Raw genomic sequence first — 16050 nt, 5'->3', positions numbered from 1 at the left:
CGAGGTGATAGATTATGATCAAATAGTAACTTTATACTTGCACAATGAGCATTTGTCTTTCTCTATCGGCCGCATAAATAAGACAAGCTAAAATATCTTCTTGTGTCAAACAAGGAAAATCATTAAGTATTTATTCATAAGTCATATCAGAAGCAAGATATGATAAGACATCATAAACAGTAATTCGCATCCCCAGAATACAAGGTTTACCTCCTCTTTTTCCTGGTTAGATGGTAATAATATTTTGATATTGCATATTGTTGTTTAAGTATTGGTTGTTTGTTCTATTTTAATGTTAGCAAGTTCAGGTGATAGCGAAGCGCTCCGTAGGAATCGCTTTTTTTTATTTCGCGCAAAGTCGCAAAATCGTGAATAATAGCCTTATCAATTGGTAAATCATAAAAAGTAAACTATTTTTATGGAAGCAGTTAGAAATCTGAGATTATGTCATAAAGATTTATAAATATTAACGATTCAAAAAACAAATATATTATTTACAGTATCATTTTTAATATAAATCCACCCTCCGTAACACCAAAATATCCCCCAATAGGGCATTGTAAAAGAAGGAAAAATATTGTTCTCTTATAAAATTGATACTGTAGTTATATTGCTTAAGTTAGTGTAAAGAAAACACGAAAATAGGGATTTTCATGCATATACCCGATGGATTTATTTCAGTTCCAGTGGCAGGGGCTACTAGTTTAGCAAGTGCAGCAGCTTTATTTGTGGCCTTTGGGCGATCGCAAGAAGCTTATGGAGTTCGTCGCGCTCCCATACTAGGATTAACCACAGCCTTTATTTTTGCTGCCCAGATGATTAACTTCCCTGTAGCGGGAGGAACCAGTGGACACTTACTAGGAGGCACTTTAGCGGCAATTATTTTAGGTAGTCCTTGGGCGGGAATGTTGTGTATTGCCACAGTATTAATTATTCAAGCAGTGTTATTTGCTGATGGTGGTATTACTGCTTTAGGCTCGAATATTTTGAACATGGCAGTTATTGGCGTTTGGGTAGGCTGGGGATTAACCCAAACTTTACAACGGCTATTTGGTGGTTCCAAAGGGCGTTTACCCTTAGCGGCTGGGATTGCAGCTGGTTTCGGTGTCATTGTCGCTGCGATCGCTTGTGCCATTGAATTAGCCCTTTCGGGAACAGCATCAGTCAACGTAGTTTTACCCACCATGACGGGTGTACATATTTTGATTGGTATTGGTGAAGGAGTAATTACAGGGGGTGTGCTGACTTACCTAGCCACCACCAGACCAGATTTATTACCAGGAGAGGAAGAGAAATTTAAAGGCTGGTTAGTACCCATTGTTAGCATTATTCTAGTTGCAGGTGTGCTGTCGCTATTTGCTTCGGCTTGGCCTGATGGTTTAGAAAAAGTAGCGGAAAATTTAGGCTTTATCAATTTAGCGGAACAAGTCAGGGTAGAAGTACCAACACCCTTCGCTGATTATGGAATTCAAGGTTTGGAACAAATCGGGACTAGTATTGCAGGTTTGGTAGGTGCTGCGGTTTGCTTTGCGGTAGCCTTTGGAATTGCCAAAGTTATGAAACCGAAGAATGCTTAAACTTTCTTTGCCTTTACGGTTACAACTATCTTTAGTAATAGTGATTGGGGCAGCTTTTTTAAAGCATCATGCTTGGTCTAATTTACTTGTGTATGGTGCGATCGCATTTTTGTGGATGTGGCTATTACGCGTCCCCATTCGCAAATTAGGCGGATTACTGGGTACAGAATTAATCTTTCTATCATTAGTGGCTTTACCATTGGGATGGGAGCGAGCTAGTTTTTTGCTAGTGCGATCGCTAATCTGTTTAATTACCATGAATAGCTTTTTACTCACCTTACCACCCCACAGCTTTGGCATCGCCCTCAAAGGCTTACCCATACCAGCACCATTAAAGGAAAATTTACTTTTATCTGGGCAATACTTAGAAATATTGTTATCAGAAGTAGCGAGAATGCAACGTAGCGCCCAATTACGAGGACTCAATGGTGCAGCCGGATGGTTACGTTATGCTAGTACTGCTATGATTGGAGCTTTATATCTCCGTACCCTCGACAGAGCAGAGCGAGTTTACGCCGCAATGGTTACTCGTGGTTATAATGGGCAACTACCCATAGATTCCACCCTCAGACCAAAAGAACGTCTTACAATATTAACAGCTGGAGCGATCGCTACTTGTATAACTCTCAGTTCTTATTTTCAGAGTTTTGCTCATAATTAAAATATGAGTAAAAGAGCAGTTGTGAATCTTGAATTGTGAATTTTGACATCTTTAACATCTCATCCCCAAACTTCTATCTCTCATCCTCATACTGCTGTAGTTGAGGTAAAAAACCTGGTCTATGCCTATTCCCACCAGCAGCCAGTATTACGAGAAATTTCCTTTACACTAAATTCAAGCGATCGCGTCGCCTTAATGGGTGCAACCGGCTCAGGCAAAAGCACCCTCCTAGAAAACCTCATCGGCTTAAAACATCCCCAAAGTGGCTCAATTTTCATCAACGGCATCCCCGTAGAACCAAAAACCCTACCTCAAATCAGAAAGCAAATCGGCTTTACCTTCCAAGATGCCAACGACCAACTATTTATGCCCACCATCTTAGAAGATGTCACCTTTGGCCCACGCAACTACGGTGTCTCACCAGCAACAGCAATTGATAAAGCACTGCAATTATTAGCTGACTTTGGACTAGAAGAATATGCCCACCGTTCTGCCCACGAACTATCAGGAGGACAAAGACGTTTAGCAGCCCTAGCATCAATATTAGCCTTAGACCCAGCAATTCTCATTCTAGATGAGCCAACCACCGGACTAGATCCCGCATGGCGACGGCATTTAGCCCAAGTATTATTAAAATTGCCAGTTCAGGTCATGTTAATTGCTTCCCATGACCTACATTGGTTAGGAAGAGTCACAGAACGCGCTTTAGTCCTCTCTGCTGGACAAATTCAAATAGACAGCCATATTCAACCACTTTTGCAAGATGGAAAAACCTTAGACCAGTTAGGTTTACCAGTAGATTGGTAATTTGTAATTCGTAAAATTAAGTAGTCGGACAAAATTAAATTCATTGGTGGAGAGAAGGAACTCGTTCCTAGTCTCTGACTAGGGATGCGATCGCAGTCAACTCCCATTAATAGCACCTCATTGTAAGCGCCATTATCTCGTTCCTAGTCTCTGACTAGGAATGCGATCGCAGAGGCTTTGCCTCAACTCTCATTAATAGCCCAGCAAGCAGAGCCTCCTAGAATTCATTCCCGAATGAAACCCAGTTTTTACGTTAAGTTTACACCAATGGGTTTCCCCCCTCGATTGTATTGCATCCGACCAAAAACTATTATTTACAGGAATTACGAATTGATGATCTACTTACACCACAACTACTAAATTATTCGGTACTATTAATAGGATTTTACTGCCGTTGGATATTAATGTTTTTTGTGCGTAAAAATACCGTTATCACTTCCCTAAGTCTGAGTATTGCTTTATTGGTAACTAGTTGTAATGAAACTAAAGTTTCCCAGTGTCAACGATTGATTAAAGTTGTTAATCAAGGAACATCTCTAATTGATAACAATAAAGGAAAACAGGTAACAACTAGCTTGCAACTATCCAGAGATTTGCAAACAGTTACCAAGTCGATTCAAGAACTAAAATTAGCAGACCCCAAACTCCAGGAATTTCAAAGCAATTTTGCCAAAGTTTTTGATAATCTCAGTCAAGGATTTTACACAGCAGCTAAGGCTCTAAGTACCGCTAAGACATCAGAAGCCTCCTCAGCTGGTAGACAAAAAATCCAAAAAGCCCGAACAGATATTAACTCCACACTCACCGTAGCAGCCACAACCGCTGGTAAACAATCGGATACCTTCGGGAATCAACTGAATGAGTACTGTAGTCAATCGAAATAGACATCTTTGATCAACAGGACTTACGCAATTGGCATATCAGATATTTGATATCTGACGTGGTTGGTGAGCTTGCCAAACCACACCATAAAATAGATGTGTGACACTTGCGTAAGTCCTAATCAAGCAGAGACGTTTCATATAATGTCTCTACAAGTATTCCAAAACAAGCAAATTTAATTTTTGGAGATGTCTAAAAAAAGCACGGTTTAACCGATTCTAGATTAATCAAACTTATTGCGTATGAAATCAGAATTAATTGAATTAACAGCTATTGTAACCCAAGTATTACAAACCAATATGCGTTGGATGACTTGGAACTTATTTTTGGCTTTTATCCCCTTGGCTTTGAGTATTTGGCTGTTTCGCACTAAAATTGGACGCTCTTGGGTTTGGTGGCTAGGATTTCTAGCTTTTTACGCCTTTTTACCAAATGCGCCTTATTTATTGACTGATGTCATTCACTTAATAGATGATATCCGTCGGATTCCATCTGTGTGGATAATTACATTAATATTAATACCCGTTTATCTACTAGTAATTCTTAGTGGATTTGAAGCTTATGTAATATCCCTCATAAATGTAGGTCACTATTTGCATCGCATTGGCAAAAGTAAATGGATCTTTGGTGTTGAATTAATTACTCATGCTTTGTCTGCTATTGGTATTTATTGGGGCAGATTTTTGCGTTTTAACAGTTGGGATTTTATTACTCAACCAGATGCCATACTCACTAAAGGTGTGGAGGAACTCTTTGGTAAACAGCCCTTGGTGATTATGACTGTCACCTTTGTGATTCTTTTTGGGCTGTACTGGATTATGAAACGAGTAACTTTGAGTTTTGTGAAGAAAGATGTCAATTCACCACCAGGTAATCCTCACATCTCCAAAGCAGGATAATTAACAGGTTGATTTACAACTCATGCCGATTCTATCTAAAGAAAGGAATAAGAAAATATAATTTCTCGTCACAAGAAAGATGCAGCGATACCACGACAGAGGTTGAATAAATTTAGATTATTCAAAATTATTGACGTGGAATAAATCATAATATGACACTATTGTCTATTGATGAACTCAAAACTTTAGTTGCAAATCCTGAAACCCCATGTATATCTCTGTATATGCCTATGCAAAAAGCCGGGCCAGAGATTCGACAAAACCCCATTCGCTTCAAAAATTTAATTCGAGAAGCCGAGGAACGTTTAGATGCTATAGGGATACGCCACACAGAAGCATTAAATCTGCTCAAACCAGCTATGGAACTGGATAGAGTTGATTTCTGGGAACACCAAGATCAGGGATTGGTAATTTTTATTTCCCCAAATTTATTTCAGTACTATTGTTTACCAATTGAATTTTCTGAATTAGTAGTTGTTGGTGAGCAATTTCACCTCAAGCCGTTGCTGCATTTAATTAACAATGATGGTAGTTTCTACGTTTTGGCTTTGAGTCAAAAAGACGTGAAATTATTTGCAGGAACAGCCCATAGCCTCAATGAAGTTAAAGTGGACAATATACCACATCGTCTAGCAGAAACTCTCTTGGAAGACGAGTTACAAAAAGGGGTACAGCACAGAATTGGTACACCAAAAGGAGCAACTGCTTCTGCTCAACACCCCGGTTCAGTTCATGGACAAGGTAGCCCTGATAGAGAAAAGCACGAAGAAGACATTCTCCAATTTTGTTATGCTATTGATACGGCATTACATGAGAAATTAAAAGAGGAAAAAGCGCCTTTAGTATTAGCAGGAGTAGAGTATTTGTTTCCTATTTACCAAGAAGCAAATACCTATCCTCATTTAGTAGAAGAAAGTATTAATGGTAATCCAGAAATTATCAATTTAGAACAATTACATGATGAGGCTTGGAGAATTGTCGCACCTTCTTTTCAAGAAGAAAAAAAAGCAGCTATAGAACTTTATCAACAATTCGCTGGTGAAGATAATGGAAAAGCAACTAGTGATATCAAAGAAATTATCCCAGCGGCTTACTATCAAAGAGTCGATTCTTTGTTTGTATCGCTAGGTGAGCAGAAATGGGGAAAATTTAATTCAGAAACATCAACTGTGGACTTACACGCAGAACCAGAACCAGATGATGAAGATATGTTAGATTGTGCTGCTGTTCATACGCTGTTAAATGGTGGCAGAGTTTATACTCTTGAATCTCAGGAAATGCCACATGGGGCAACAGCAGCGGCAATTTTTAGATATTGATTGTTAATGGTGTGTTGCACCTCCTGGGACAACGCACCTGTTTCTAAATTTAACTTAATTTGCGATCGCTTGTTCAAGTAACTGAGTTATTGCTGTAAAGCTTCTGTAATAAGGCTTATCAGCTATTGTGTCCGACAAGTGATGATAAAATGGTTTTTGTAAGAAAGCGAGTTTCGAGAAAATTCATCAATCTGTTTTTGAACATCTCGCCGTGATTCAGTGGGAACTTCATCCAGTCCATCTAAAAAAATCAAGACTTTACCTTGCTTGAGAATTTGCTTTGTTTGTTCCTAATTGGGTAAATCAAATTCTTTATGTATTTCGTTAAATAAATTGAATTGACTAGCATTCGTGATGGATCTAAGTTCAATAAACACTGGAATATTCTCAGATTTAAACTCACCCTGACAACAAGCAACAACTAAGTGTCTTAAAAATGTAGTTTTACCCGAACCTGGTTTACCCAAAATCATTAATCTGCTGCGTTTCTTTGCTACTTCAAATCCATCTATTCTACCTCGACGCTTACCTAATCCAAAACTGTCAAAGTTATCTTGCAAATTTGAGTTTTTAACTAGACTATCAATTGTTGCTAAAATCCCACATTCCGCAGATATTAAAGTAAATTTAGGAATTAAAAATTTAGAAAAAGTAAAGCCTGAAAAGATTGCCTAGCAAAGATTTCAGGCTTTTTTGGTAAAATAATAAGCGTCAAATAGAGAAGGGAAAAAACAATGAAAGAGTCAAAAGAGGTCATGAAAATCCTAGATATAGACCATTTAGGAATAGTAGCGGGAATAATAGACGAGATGGAATTGGTAGAAGAAGTGAATAAAATGGTGGGAATAAAAACAAAAGAAATTCTCACACCAGGACAAGTAGTAAAAGCAATGATCTTAAATGGATTAGGCTTTTTAAGCGCCCCATTATATCTATTTGGGGAATTTTTTGTAGGAAAAGCAACAGAACATTTAATAGGAGAAGGAGTATTGCCAGAGCATTTAAATGACGATAAACTAGGAAGAGAACTAGACAAATATCATCAAATAGGAACAACAAAAATATTTACAGCAGTAGCCATAAAATCAGCCCATAAATTCCAAGTAGAAAGCAAGAGTATTCATTTAGATGGAACATCAATGAGTGTAGAAGGAGAGTACAAAAAAGAAATCGAAGAAATAGACGAAACAAAGCAAGAAACAGGAGAAAATAAATTAGAGATAGAAGCAGAGATGAAAGCAATAGAAATAGTGCATGGATACTCAAGAGATAAAAGACCAGACCTCAAACAATTTATCATAGACATGATAGTAACAGGAGATGGAGACATCCCCTTATATTTAAAAGTAGATTCAGGAAATGTAGATGATAAAAGTGTATTTGTAGAAAGATTAAAAGAATTTAAAAAACAATGGACATTTGAGGGAATATGTGTAGCATATAGTGCCTTATATACAGCAGAAAACTTAGCAGCAATGAGAGAAATAAAATGGATAACAAGAGTACCATTAAGTATCAAAGAAGCAAAAAATAAAATCGTAGGCATAAAAGAATTGGAATGGAAAGATAGTCAAATATCAGGGTATAAAATAGCAGCTAAAGAATCAGAATATGGAGGGATAAAACAAAGATGGGTAATCGTCGAAAGTGAAATAAGAAAAAAATCAAGTATCCAACAAGTAGAAAAACAAGTAAAAAAACAGGAATCAAAAGCAAAAGCCTTACTTAGTAAACTATCCAGGCAAGAGTTTGCTTGTCAGCCAGATGCTAAAATAGCAATAGAAAAGTTATCAAAATCCTGGAAATATCACCAAATAAAAGAAATTGAGTACATAGAGAAACCAGAATATAAAACAGCAGGTAGACCAAGTAAATTGACCGAACCAAGTCAAATAAAATATCAAGTTAAAGGTCAAATAGAAATAAGAGAAGAAGTAATAGAAGCTGAAAAAATTAAGGCAGGTAGATTTATATTAGCAACGAATATCTTAGATAACAATGAATTGAGTGATGAGCAGGTATTAGAGGAATATAAAGCCCAACAATCCAACGAGAGAGGATTTAGATTTTTAAAAGACCCGTTGTTTTTTACATCAAGTGTATTTGTCAAAACCCCGGAAAGAGTAGAAGCAATAGCAATGATAATGGGATTGTGTTTGTTGGTCTATAACCTCGCACAAAGAAAGTTAAGACAAGAATTAGCTAAATTCGATGATGGGATTAGAAATCAAGTTAATAAAATCACAAATAAACCGACAATGAGGTGGGTATTTCAGATGTTTCAGGCTGTACATTTGGTAATTATAAATGGACAGAAACAAATGAGCAATTTAACAGAGGAACGTGAAAAGATTGTTAGATACTTAGGAAAGAGTTGTAGTAAATATTATCTAATTACTTGATGTGGTTTATTTGACCGAAAAAGATGCAGATAGTTCAAGGGTAAAATTAGTAAATATAAATTTTTAGCGAAGATGTAAATATTCTTGGCTGTAATTGTCATGTTTATTTTACCCGAAATTACTAATTTAATATAGAGAGAGAAGATATTTTAAAACCTCATAAAATGAAGTTACTTAATATGCTCTATTTTTTGGCAAACAAAGTTAAACTCAACCAGAAAAATTAGGCAGATAAAATTTTCCTGGCTGGAATTTTTCAAAAATATCAATAATCTAAGTCACATCTGCGGAATGTGGGTAAAATCTCGCTAGAAATCTTTTCCAATAAGATATCCAGGGAATAAATTCCCTGTCTAAAAGCGAAAGTCGGTTAAAACCGACTAACAAAAAATCTCTCTTCCTCTCTGCGCCTCTGCGTGAGAAGATATTAACTATGATTACCCATCCAACTCAGCCAAAGATATTTTCACACAATTACAAACACCCAGCCAATCACGTTCTGATAAATGACCAATTAAAATCAAATTGCCTGAAGGTGGAAGAGTAACAATATAACTGCGAAAAATAGATGCAACTCGCAAACCAGCTTCATTCCAATCTTGAAGTATATAGTCAGTAATACCCAATGCTGTTGTTTGAGAAGTAATTAATCAAATGATAACATCAGGACGATTTGCATGATAAATAGCAGATGATAGAACTACAGCCGGACGGCGTTTAATACCTGTAACACCAGGAAAATCAACCGTTACTACATCCCCAGGATTAAATTTCACTGTGTTATTTCCTCACTTTCTGGAAATATTGAAGCTGCATATTGTAAGGAGAAAGATGTAATATCAAGTTGGTCTTCTTCAGTCCAAGTATCACCGTCATCAATAATAGATAAACCTTTCTCAACTAAATTATTTTCTAAAGCATTAAGAATAAATCTAGCAATCACATCTTGTTCAGTTTCAGGCAGTTGTTTTATTTGTGCGATCGCTTGTTCAAGTAACTTAGTCATAAGTGTTCACTATGAATCATTATCTATTTTACTGGATCTAAAATCCAGGGAATAAATTCCCTGTCTAAAAGCAAAAGTCGGTTAAAACCGACTCACAAAAAATCTCTCTTCTTCCTCTCCGTGCCTCTGCGCCTCTGCGTGAGAAAACTCCTAAAAATCCTCATCATCAATAAAAAACTCCGCTTCCTCATCAATCCTAGACTTCGACACACCCAACCCCCAGAGAGGCTGCAAAATCGCTACACCAAGCAAACCCACAGCCACAGAAAAAGCCAACACCAACCCAAAGGGAATTTGAATTGATTGAAAAACCAAAAACCGTAAAGATACAGGCGTAGCATTCTGCACAGAAATAAGTGCGATCGCAATTACCCAAACAGCTATAACTACAGATATAAATAAATTCGCAAAACTTTTCATAACTTCAAATATAATTTCCTAACCAATTGTAGAGACGTTTCATGAAACGTCTCTACATAATTATCAGGTAATGGATTAACCTAACTTAGCAATTTCACTCTCCATAAATTGAGCAATCTGACTAAGTTTTTCTGGCGAGTTAGTTTCCATATACACCCTCACCAAAGGTTCTGTACCAGAAGGACGCAGCAACACCCAGCTACCCTCTTCTAAATACAATTTAATCCCATCCTTCCTCCCGACTTCCTTCACCTTAATTCCTGCCACTACTGAAGGCGGATTTTTGGTGTAAGCATCAATCACAGCATTTTTGTGAGATTCAGTCAGGTGTAAATCCAAGCGATTGTTATACAGCGGGCCATCAGCTTCTGCGATCGCTTCCTGAACCAATTGACTTAGAGGCTTACCCTCATAAGCGATCGCCTCAGCCACTAGCATATCGGCAAGAACGCCATCCTTTTCAGGAATATGACCAATGATACTCAAACCGCCAGACTCTTCCCCACCAATCAAAACAGCGGTTTCCCGCATTTTCTCACCGATGTATTTAAAACCCACAGCAGTTTCATAAATTTGCAGACCATATTTAGCCGCAAAATTATCTAATAAGTGAGTAGTCGCCACAGTCCGCACAATCGCGCCGCTTTTACCCTTGTTTTTTATCAAATGCCGTGCTAGAACTAACAGCACTGTATTGGGAGTGAGGACATTACCTTGTTCATCGACAATACCAAAGCGATCGCTATCGCCATCTGTCGCCAGACCTAAATCCGCATTATCAGCGCGGACAGCATCCACCAATTCAACTAATTGTTCCCCTTTCGGTTCCGGCATACCGCCACCAAAAAGTACATCCCGCCAATCGTGGAAACTTTCTAACTGGCAACCACATTGTTGCAAAACTTCATCTAAATAACCGCGAGAAGTAGAATAAAGGGCATCATACTTGACCTTTAAATTCGCGCTTTTGATTCTTTCTACATCCAGTAGAGTGTAGATAAAATTCAAATAATCGGGCTTCGGATCAAAAGTAGAAATTGAACCTGATGGATTGCTTCCGGGCAACTCATCAGATGCACTCTCTATATTTGCCACAATAGTATCAGTAATTTCTGGTGTGGCAGGCCCCGCATAATCGGGTATATATTTAATCCCACAATAAGGTGCAGGATTATGACTAGCAGTAAACATCAAAGCCCCTGCGGAATTCAGGTGACGGGCGTTGTAGGCAATTACAGGAGTCGGACAATCCCGATCTGTAATTTTCACATTCCACCCTAAATCAGCCAGAACTGCGGCAGATGTCCGGGCAAACTCGTCAGCTAAAAACCTAGTATCGTAGGCGATTAGGACTGGTCTGTCTTTACTGTAGGCTGTTTCCAGATAACTAGCTATTGCCCTGGTTACTTTTCGCACATTGGGAAAAGTAAAATCATCAGCAATAATGCCGCGCCAACCATCAGTACCAAATTTTATCTTGCTGGAATTGCTACTGTTGCTCATTTTGCCACTCTCTCCCCTGCATCATTATCACTATTAGGAAGCTTCCCGCAAAGCGTGCGTAGCCGCAAGTATGCCACCGTATTTTCTCTCACTCTACCTGAGCAATGTCAACCCCCGATAGACCTTTTGCTAGTTATCACCTTTGGTCTTTAGTTGCCCCAGCCACAGGGCAAGAACGTTGGCATTGTCAAATGAGGCGAGGATTTATCAAGGCACGACAACATGAACCACAAGTAAAAGCTTTGTTAGCCCAAGCCACACCACCCCAGCGGATTGGCATACTTGCCCAAAAAGGTGTTTATGAGTTTCATCATCATCACCATTTGTTAAATCAGTCTGATGGCGTAGAAAAAGTTGCCCAGTTACTGAAATTAAGTAACTTCACTTGTCAAGTTAAGCAAAGGGTACTACAAATTTTACGAAAATATCACAAATCGCCTTTGTTGTTGGGTAAACGGATTATCCAATTAACCCCAGGCGATGAAGGATTTCCCAAACCAATTGTGATTGAACAAGAAAACTATTGTTTTCGTTTGTATGCAGCGATGGATTGTGTGTTTATTGAGTCTGATAGCACTTTACATATTTTAGATTTTAAAACTGGCAAATCTGCCTTTGATAAACGACAAGCATTAGTTTATTTACTAGCAGCCCGCTATCTTTATCCTGGGAAAACTGCTGTCGCCTCATTTTATAATTTGGAAGTTTGTCAAAAGTCTGATTTAATCACTATTAATAATAATGAATTAGCAACTCTTGAATTTGAGTTATCTAATATAGCGAAGCAACATCAACTAGACTTAAAAAAATATCAATCAAGAAGCAGTAATTTTAGTAAAATATTTCCACCAAATCCCGGCTATCATTGTCGGTTTTGTCCATTTAACTCAATTTGCGAATTTGCTGATTTTAAAGCTGGTGAATCTCACTCAATGCCAATTACTAAAAATCGCAGCTAATTTGGCTAAACTCTGATTTTATTTTTAACAAAACTGCTTAAAAAATGATAAATCAATTTCACCAAAATTAATACTCATAGCAATATTTAATTGTTCTAATGTTCTCACTAACCAAATAATACTCTCAGTCGTAGCAGATTCATAGTGGTTAAACAGAATTGCAAATCTTTTTTCTAAATACGGTTTGACCTTATGACAAATTAATACAACTTTTAACAACAACCCAATTGTTGTTAATGAACCTTGATTACTAATCAAATCCAAAAATGTTGAGTGTTGAGGTGATGCTTGGCTATTGACAACTAAGAAGTTTAGTAGTTGGCTACAAGTTCTCACCAGCAAGAAGTCATTGGGTCTCTGGTAATCCGCTTGGGGTAATGTATTTTGTAAATGAGTGTATAGGCGCTGACTAAACTGATTCTTGACATATTGTCCATCTACAGATGATATTAAATATTCATATAAATCATCTTTGAAATCATGGAATTTGGTAGTTTGACTGCTGTATTTTAAGAACTTTTGCGCTCCTTCTTGATAAGTATGGCCATTTTCAGCATTACCAATAAATTGTTTGAGAGTGCTGTAAAGATCGCGATCGCTTAATAAAGTAGGGTTATTAACATGGCGCAACATCCGATTAGCTTCAGATGGAGAAACTTTACTTAAAATTTGAACTCTGCGTACTTTATAAGTTACGTATTGTGATAGATCGATTTCAAATTTTCTCTGCACCTTTGATTGAAAGTGTCTAACTGTTTCCTGTTGTTCAAAAGTAGAGTCTTCACTAATTAAACAATGTTCATATAAATAAGGGTAACGACTAATCAAATTGATCAAAGGTTGATTATCTTGACTTTGATTTAATTTAGAAGTTTGACTCACTATCTGACTAAATCGTCGCAAGATCAAATACTGCTCGCTGTCAGAGAAAATCTGCACTAGCTCACGCAAGCGTCTAATTTCTCTTACACGGAAGCTATTTATGCCTAATCTATTAGATGGAGTTTCAAATAAGTTGATTAACTCAGCAATAGCATGATGCAACCCCAATTGCATATACCAGCGGTTAATTAAGATATGGCAACAACGGTTTAGGAAGAATTTAAAATCTTCTGTTGCGTTCTTGCACGATGTAATTTTATCTAAAATCGTGATAATTTCAGGCTCAGGATAATTAGCCCTTTCAATAAACAAACAGCGAAAACGCTCAATCATTTGGCCAGGGGATTCCATTTGCACCAAATGAAGAAAATGTTGATATATCAACTGTTCTTCTTGAAAACAGTGATGATAATTGTGTAGGTATTCTAGCCTACCACTGGCTATCTTAGCGGAGGGTGTTTGTTCCACAGTTTTTTCAGATTCAGAACTAATACAATTATTCACCTGTTATTACCGTTTACAAACTTACTTATATGTTATTTCTCATATTTAAAGCTGGGTATGTCAACCGCAGAAATTCGGGTTTTCAACTACTTTAACTATTTTCAACTCCATATTTCTATTGAATACTGTTATATTAACAGCTTACTACCTATTCCGAAAAATTACTGAGTTTTTTATTAAAGTGAACATGAATTTTCGCTATACAAGCGTAAACTTTTGATTAACTCAGGTAAGAAACTTGCAGCAAAGGGCAAATTTCGGGTAAACGCACCAAAAAATGCTCCTACCTAATACCCCATTGCTAACTACAAGTTCCCAGTTCCTCATTTCCGAACTAGAAAGGCGGTAATTCTTTAAGAATTGTAAACCGAATATGGTTAATAGCCAAATCGCCAATGGATGTTTCTTCTTTAGTTAACCGCTGACCGTTACTGGTCAAAGTTTCAAAAGTAACTCCTTTGCCAATTTCGATATGATACCAGCACAATCCCATAAAAAAGCGTGTAGGATAAGGCCCATCTTCGCCTATATCATCAGGATTGGATTCCATTGGCACCCAACCAAAATTAGGGATGTAGAATTCTAGCCAGACATGATTAAAATCAGGTTGCAGTGGAACTCCCTGTTGTTCACCATAAGGTGGGCATTTATACCTACCTACAGTTCGGCAGGGAACACCATTCAAACGGCACAAAGCTAACAGTACACCAACATATTCGCCACAGGAGCCAATACCCCGTTCTAAAACTATATCTGGCGTGTCAATGTGGGGTTTAATGCCATAGGATAACTCATCATATACATAGTTACGGATATTGTACATTTTCCGTAACACATTAGTTTCTGAACCGACTGCTTCACGGGCTGCACGGCGAACAATAGCCGTATCCATTGCTAAATCGTCATCATCCACCAAATAGCGACTTTGTAATTCTGATGTTATTTCAGGTACTTCTTCTACATCTCTTGGTGTGATGCGATATTTAATTCCTCTAACTTCCAAAAGTGCTTTCCAGCCAAATATGTGCCGTTCTCCTGGGGTAAGGGAATCAAACTTAAATACTGCTACCCGTTGTCCATCAATAATTTCTTCTGTGAAGGGTAAACCAACTGGTTCAACTTGCTTGACTTTTTGACGTTCAGTTTCTGATGGTAGGGCAATACGCCATTCTACATTGGGTAAATAAACTTCATCTAGGGGAGAAATTTCTTCCACGTAGGACATTTCTATGAGATAACCATTGGAAAGGGCGTAACGCTTATTTGGTTCGTAATGATAATAGAGGGGATGAATGAAGGTAATATCTCGGTAGGTTAGTTCGTGATTAGGTTCGGCGTTGGGGTTATCCCGAATATAAGGCTCTTCATTGGCATAAGCGATGTAAATATTTTCCTGATTTGTGTCGAAATTTTTATGAACTGCTATGCCTGTAGGAGATGCAAAGGGAGTGAGAACACTGAATTGAATTTCTCCAGTTGCCCTGTCCATGAAGTAAACTGTTTGTTCTGTGCGATCGCAAACCCAAAGCGTTTCCTGGGTAACTGCCAAATTTTCTATACCGACACCAGGAGCATAAAATCTGGTAATTTCTTTGCGTGTATCGAGGTCAAAAACCAGAATATAGCCAAGTCGATGACAGCTGACGTAGACTGTTGACTCCCACACAGCAACACCGTCAGCGGAATAAGGTAAAGTCACAAAATGCTCTAAACCCAAAGAAGAGAGTTTACATAAATAAACACTATTCCCACGGCTGACCCATAGCGTATCTTCCCACACTGCTAAACCAGTGACTTCGCTAAATTCTTTGACTTGGTGGGGATTAATAATGGTGCTGTTATCGGAGTTAAGGTCAATCTCCAGTAGATGCCCTTTGATTGTGTCGATAGCAATAAGTCTATCTTTAATGAAAGCAATACCACATAGGCTGGCAGCAGTAAGCGGTCGGATTGTTCTTTGCCCAAACATCTGGCTAACAGTAAAACTAGAGAGTGCAGAACTCATAATTATTCGTCATTAGTTATTGGTCATTAGTCAGAAGAAGGAGTTCAGAAAAAGGAGTTCAGGAATATGGCTATAGCTTGAGTGCTGACGTAGGAGTCATACGCCACACTATCAGTAGTGAAGAGAATATGTTCCCCAGTCTCCAGTCCCCAGTTCCCATTCCCCAGTCCCAAAGTAACTTTAGTTGATGGTTTTCCTGCCACCACTCAATTATGATCGAATTT

The 16050-nt window shown here is 37.9% G+C and carries 17 protein-coding genes and 1 pseudogene; 8 read left to right on the top strand and 10 right to left on the bottom strand.

The window, feature by feature from the left end; all coding sequences use genetic code 11:
- Positions 1–31 precede the first annotated feature (31 nt).
- Positions 32–199, bottom strand: a pseudogene (locus AC012T_RS14380) (DUF433 domain-containing protein).
- 454 nt (positions 200–653) lie between these two features.
- Here AC012T_RS14380 and AC012T_RS14375 point away from each other — a divergent pair.
- The 6 genes from AC012T_RS14375 (at position 654) to AC012T_RS14350 (ending at position 6145) form a co-directional block, all read left to right on the top strand.
- A complete protein-coding gene (locus tag AC012T_RS14375; RefSeq protein ID WP_487059321.1) occupies positions 654–1577 on the top strand; it encodes an energy-coupling factor ABC transporter permease in 924 nt (307 codons plus the stop codon).
- Positions 1570–2238 (top strand): energy-coupling factor transporter transmembrane component T family protein, encoded by a 669-nt coding sequence (locus tag AC012T_RS14370; protein ID WP_487059319.1) that lies wholly within the window; start codon positions 1570–1572, stop codon positions 2236–2238. Before AC012T_RS14375 ends, AC012T_RS14370 begins: the two co-directional genes overlap by 8 nt.
- A gap of 42 nt (positions 2239–2280) precedes the next feature.
- On the top strand, positions 2281–3045 hold the full coding sequence (locus tag AC012T_RS14365; RefSeq protein ID WP_487059317.1) for an energy-coupling factor ABC transporter ATP-binding protein: 765 nt from the start codon (positions 2281–2283) through the stop codon (positions 3043–3045).
- 404 nt (positions 3046–3449) lie between these two features.
- Positions 3450–3929, top strand: a complete 480-nt coding sequence (locus AC012T_RS14360; RefSeq protein WP_487066591.1) for a hypothetical protein — start codon at positions 3450–3452, stop codon at positions 3927–3929.
- A gap of 240 nt (positions 3930–4169) precedes the next feature.
- Complete coding sequence (locus AC012T_RS14355; protein ID WP_487059315.1) at positions 4170–4826, top strand: DUF1361 domain-containing protein; 657 nt, start codon at positions 4170–4172, stop codon at positions 4824–4826.
- Between the two features lie 152 nt (positions 4827–4978).
- Entirely contained in the window at positions 4979–6145 is a 1167-nt protein-coding gene (locus AC012T_RS14350) for a baeRF3 domain-containing protein (protein WP_487059313.1), read from the top strand.
- Positions 6146–6267: 122 nt separating this feature from the next.
- Here the strand turns inward: AC012T_RS14350 and AC012T_RS14345 are convergent, their stop codons facing one another.
- Together AC012T_RS14345 and AC012T_RS14340 are read right to left on the bottom strand one after the other, a co-directional pair.
- On the bottom strand, positions 6268–6399 hold the full coding sequence (locus tag AC012T_RS14345; RefSeq protein ID WP_487059311.1) for a hypothetical protein: 132 nt from the start codon (positions 6397–6399) through the stop codon (positions 6268–6270).
- A gap of 36 nt (positions 6400–6435) precedes the next feature.
- Entirely contained in the window at positions 6436–6705 is a 270-nt protein-coding gene (locus AC012T_RS14340; RefSeq protein WP_487059309.1) for an NACHT domain-containing protein, read from the bottom strand.
- A 174-nt stretch (positions 6706–6879) separates the two neighbouring features.
- On the opposite strand from AC012T_RS14340, the gene AC012T_RS14335 reads away from it, so the two are divergent.
- Positions 6880–8547: an IS1634 family transposase gene (locus tag AC012T_RS14335; RefSeq protein WP_487059307.1), complete on the top strand. Its 1668-nt coding sequence runs from the start codon at positions 6880–6882 to the stop codon at positions 8545–8547.
- Positions 8548–8984: 437 nt separating this feature from the next.
- On the opposite strand, the gene AC012T_RS14330 is transcribed toward AC012T_RS14335, so the two are convergent.
- The 5 genes from AC012T_RS14330 to AC012T_RS14310 form a co-directional block, all read right to left on the bottom strand.
- Entirely contained in the window at positions 8985–9173 is a 189-nt protein-coding gene (locus AC012T_RS14330) for a hypothetical protein (protein ID WP_487059305.1), read from the bottom strand.
- Positions 9174–9197: 24 nt separating this feature from the next.
- Entirely contained in the window at positions 9198–9323 is a 126-nt protein-coding gene (locus AC012T_RS14325; protein ID WP_487059303.1) for a type II toxin-antitoxin system PemK/MazF family toxin, read from the bottom strand.
- On the bottom strand, positions 9320–9553 hold the full coding sequence (locus tag AC012T_RS14320) for a hypothetical protein (protein ID WP_487059301.1): 234 nt from the start codon (positions 9551–9553) through the stop codon (positions 9320–9322). The genes AC012T_RS14325 and AC012T_RS14320 overlap by 4 nt, the downstream gene beginning before the upstream one ends.
- Positions 9554–9703: 150 nt before the next feature.
- Positions 9704–9973: a DUF1049 domain-containing protein gene (locus AC012T_RS14315; protein WP_487059299.1), complete on the bottom strand. Its 270-nt coding sequence runs from the start codon at positions 9971–9973 to the stop codon at positions 9704–9706.
- Positions 9974–10048: 75 nt separating this feature from the next.
- Positions 10049–11476 carry a phosphoglucomutase/phosphomannomutase family protein gene (locus tag AC012T_RS14310; protein ID WP_487059297.1) on the bottom strand — a complete coding sequence of 476 codons (1428 nt, stop codon included), beginning with the start codon at positions 11474–11476 and terminating at the stop codon, positions 10049–10051.
- Between the two features lie 104 nt (positions 11477–11580).
- Here AC012T_RS14310 and AC012T_RS14305 point away from each other — a divergent pair, with 104 nt between their 5' ends.
- Entirely contained in the window at positions 11581–12435 is an 855-nt protein-coding gene (locus AC012T_RS14305) for a PD-(D/E)XK nuclease family protein (protein ID WP_487059295.1), read from the top strand.
- A 24-nt stretch (positions 12436–12459) separates the two neighbouring features.
- Here AC012T_RS14305 and AC012T_RS14300 read toward each other — a convergent pair whose 3' ends face one another.
- Both AC012T_RS14300 and AC012T_RS14295 read right to left on the bottom strand, forming a co-directional pair.
- Positions 12460–13821: a hypothetical protein gene (locus tag AC012T_RS14300; RefSeq protein WP_487059293.1), complete on the bottom strand. Its 1362-nt coding sequence runs from the start codon at positions 13819–13821 to the stop codon at positions 12460–12462.
- 334 nt (positions 13822–14155) lie between these two features.
- Complete coding sequence (locus AC012T_RS14295) at positions 14156–15826, bottom strand: transglutaminase domain-containing protein (RefSeq protein ID WP_487059291.1); 1671 nt, start codon at positions 15824–15826, stop codon at positions 14156–14158.
- Positions 15827–16050 lie beyond the last annotated feature (224 nt).

The sequence above is a fragment of the Anabaena sp. EIM26 genome (genome assembly GCF_057568715.1).
This window is presented reverse-complemented; position numbering and strand designations above follow the sequence as displayed.

Excerpts from the sequence above, each read along its gene's own strand:
- AC012T_RS14375 (WP_487059321.1), top strand. The coding sequence starts at position 654 with ATGCATATACCCGATGGATTTATTTCAGTTCCAGTGGCAGGGGCTACT.
- AC012T_RS14370 (WP_487059319.1), top strand. The coding sequence starts at position 1,570 with ATGCTTAAACTTTCTTTGCCTTTACGGTTACAACTATCTTTAGTAATA.
- AC012T_RS14360 (WP_487066591.1), top strand. The coding sequence starts at position 3,450 with ATGTTTTTTGTGCGTAAAAATACCGTTATCACTTCCCTAAGTCTGAGT.
- AC012T_RS14355 (WP_487059315.1), top strand. The coding sequence starts at position 4,170 with ATGAAATCAGAATTAATTGAATTAACAGCTATTGTAACCCAAGTATTA.
- AC012T_RS14350 (WP_487059313.1), top strand. The coding sequence starts at position 4,979 with ATGACACTATTGTCTATTGATGAACTCAAAACTTTAGTTGCAAATCCT.
- AC012T_RS14335 (WP_487059307.1), top strand. The coding sequence starts at position 6,880 with ATGAAAGAGTCAAAAGAGGTCATGAAAATCCTAGATATAGACCATTTA.
- AC012T_RS14320 (WP_487059301.1), bottom strand. The coding sequence starts at position 9,553 with ATGACTAAGTTACTTGAACAAGCGATCGCACAAATAAAACAACTGCCT.
- AC012T_RS14315 (WP_487059299.1), bottom strand. The coding sequence starts at position 9,973 with ATGAAAAGTTTTGCGAATTTATTTATATCTGTAGTTATAGCTGTTTGG.
- AC012T_RS14310 (WP_487059297.1), bottom strand. The coding sequence starts at position 11,476 with ATGAGCAACAGTAGCAATTCCAGCAAGATAAAATTTGGTACTGATGGT.
- AC012T_RS14305 (WP_487059295.1), top strand. The coding sequence starts at position 11,581 with ATGTCAACCCCCGATAGACCTTTTGCTAGTTATCACCTTTGGTCTTTA.
- AC012T_RS14295 (WP_487059291.1), bottom strand. The coding sequence starts at position 15,826 with ATGAGTTCTGCACTCTCTAGTTTTACTGTTAGCCAGATGTTTGGGCAA.